The organism is Rhodoferax sp. (genome assembly GCF_014859475.1).
Classification (GTDB): domain Bacteria; phylum Pseudomonadota; class Gammaproteobacteria; order Burkholderiales; family Burkholderiaceae_C; genus Rhodoferax.
Map to the genome: position 1 here is coordinate 1 of NZ_JACUUE010000272.1, position 2,677 is coordinate 2,677.

The 2,677-nt window shown below is 61.4% G+C and carries 2 protein-coding genes; one reads left to right on the top strand and one right to left on the bottom strand.

Annotation, left to right across the window (positions count from 1 at the left end):
- Window positions 1-523: 523 nt before the first annotated feature.
- Window positions 524-1,438: an AEC family transporter gene (locus IBX54_RS14230; RefSeq protein WP_296543312.1), complete on the bottom strand. Its 915-nt coding sequence runs from the start codon at window positions 1,436-1,438 to the stop codon at window positions 524-526.
- Between the two features lie 81 nt (window positions 1,439-1,519).
- On the opposite strand from IBX54_RS14230, the gene xerD reads away from it, so the two are divergent.
- Window positions 1,520-2,497, top strand: a complete 978-nt coding sequence (gene xerD / locus IBX54_RS14235) for a site-specific tyrosine recombinase XerD (RefSeq protein WP_296543313.1) — start codon at window positions 1,520-1,522, stop codon at window positions 2,495-2,497.
- Window positions 2,498-2,677: the final 180 nt, after the last annotated feature.

Sequence of the window (2,677 nt, forward strand, 5' to 3'; positions counted from 1 at the left end):
GACGCCGGTGCGTTAAGGTGAAATGAGGTCGTCATTGCGAACGAAGTGACGCAATGCATGACTGCCGACTGCATGGATCGCCACGGCCTGCGGCCTCGCGATGACGGGGTTGGTTCATGGTCTGTGTGCGGTATCGAGCCGATTCGGCAGGCTCGCAGTGACGAAGTCTCTGTTCAAGGTCCGTGTGCGGGATCGGGCCAGATACAGCTGGCTCGCGACGACGGTACTCTTTCATGATTTGTGGCATCGCTCCGGATTCATGCAAATTAGAAACGGATAGCTCGGCTTGGTGATGCGCAAACCCGGCAGGGCATCTGTCCCGGTATTTGGATTTGGATTTGAAAAATCGTCGCACATGCACCATCTCGCGTGGCAACCGGCAGGGGTGGTCACCGATTTCTGGTACCCCAGCATGAGGTGGCCGCCCCTGCCGGTTGCCACGCGAAGCAAGTCACCGCCGTTTGAACGCGGCAAGATGAGCTCGTCACACGACGCACGCCACCGATTTTGGTGTTTCCTTTGGCTAAACAAAAGGCCGCAAAACCCCCAGCGCCAGCGGCAAACTCAGCATGCCGAGCACAGTGGACACGGTCACCAGCGCGGCCACATAGGGCCCGTCATAGCCCATTCGTGCGGCCAACACATAACAGCTCGATGCTGTCGGCAGGGCAGAAAACATCAGCAAGATGGTGGCTTGCACCTGATTGAGGCCAAACATCAGGCACAAGGCTAGCGCCCACAGCGGCATCAGCAAATGGCGAATCAACAGCACGGCCATGCCCAACAACTTGGCGTGGTTCAGGGCGCTCAGTTGCATGCCGGCACCGGCGGCCATCAGTCCGAGCGTCAGCGATGCGCCGCCAATGCGGTTTACCGTGGGCTCGGCCCAGCCCGGGATCGAGAAACCGGCCAGGTTGGCAACCAGCCCGCTGGCGGTGCCGATGATCAGCGGGTTGCGCACCAGTTCGCCCCAAAACCCGCGCTCGGCGTGGCGCGCCATTGGCCACACCGCACCGATATTCATCAGCGGCACGCTCACGCCGATCAGCAGCGCAATGACCAGCAGACCCGGTGGCCCGGCCAGACGCTCGGCCAGCGCCAGGCCGATGAAAGAATTGAACCTGAAAGCCACCTGGGCGCTGGCCGCGTGCTGACGCGCCGCCACGTGCTGCCCCAAGCCCGGCCAGTAGCGCACTGAATAAGCCATGGCAATGCCGCCGAGCCCCAGCGCCCAGCCAGCACCCACCAGGTTGCCCGCCGCGCCGAGGTCGAGCGGGCTTTTCAGGATCGAATGAAACAGCAGCACTGGGAAGAACAGAAAGTACACCAGTTGCTCCACCTGCGTCCAGACCGTGCGGTTCAGCGGCGTGAAACGGCAGATCAGGTAGCCGATCAGGATCAGCGAAAAGTCGGGAAAGAGGAGTTGGGCAAAGTTCACGCCTTGAGAATAGCAGGCCGGGACACGCCAAAGCCGACGCTGTTGCCCACAGGTGACAGTCGGCCGTCGCTCGGGCATAAGATGGCGCACTTCATTTTTGTCATCCTGCCCATGCCCCGAACACCAGCCCCTGCGAAATCGACTGCGCACCACGCAAACAGCACACCCGATCCGGTGATCGACACCTTCATCGATGCCTTGTGGCTCGAAGAAGGCTTGTCCAAAAACACTTTGGCGGCCTACCGGCGCGACCTCACCTTGTTTGGTGCCTGGCTGGCCGGGCAGGGTGGGCATTTGCTGGACGGCACCGAGTTACTGCTCAATGGCTACTTTGCCGATCAGCACGCCGTAACCAAAGCCACCACCGCCAACCGTCGCCTGACGGTGTTCAAGCGCTTTTACCGCTGGGCCTTGCGCGAGCGCTTGCTGCTCACCGACCCGACGCTCAAGCTACAGGCCGCCAAACAGCCGCTGCGCATGCCCAAAACGCTGACTGAGCCACAGGTGGAGGCGCTGTTGAACGCGCCCGACACGTCCGAAGCGCTGGGCGTGCGCGACCGCACCATGCTGGAGCTGATGTACGCCAGCGGCCTGCGTGTGAGCGAACTGGTGGGTTTGAAGGTGCTCAATGTCAGCTTGTCAGACAACGTGCTGCGCGTTTTTGGCAAGGGCAACAAGGAGCGCCTGGTGCCGTTCGGCGAGGTTGCCAGCCTGTGGCTCAAGCGCTATCTGGCGCAGCCCAGGGGCGAGCTGTTGGCGGGCCACGCCAGCGAGGCGCTGTTTGTCACCGTGCGCGGCAGCACGCCGGGAACCGCCATGAGCCGGGTCATGTTCTGGATGATTGTCAAAAAATATGCGCTATTGGCAGGCATCACCGCGCCTTTGTCGCCGCACACGCTGCGCCACGCTTTTGCCACCCATTTGCTCAACCATGGCGCTGACTTGCGCGCGGTGCAATTGCTGCTTGGCCATGTGGATATTTCCACCACCACCATCTACACCCACGTAGCCCGGGAACGCCTGAAAGTCTTGCACGCGCAGCACCATCCGCGTGGCTGAGCGCGTGATAAGGGACTCACTTTGTCGTGTCGGAAGGCTCGTCATGGCGACAGTAGCCGTCATTGCGATTGCAGTGAAGCAATCCAGGACTTCCGGATGCATGGACTGCCGCGCTTCGCTTTCCATGAACAGTCCCAAATCGGCCGTCATTGCGAGCGTAGCGCGGCAATCCATGACCCC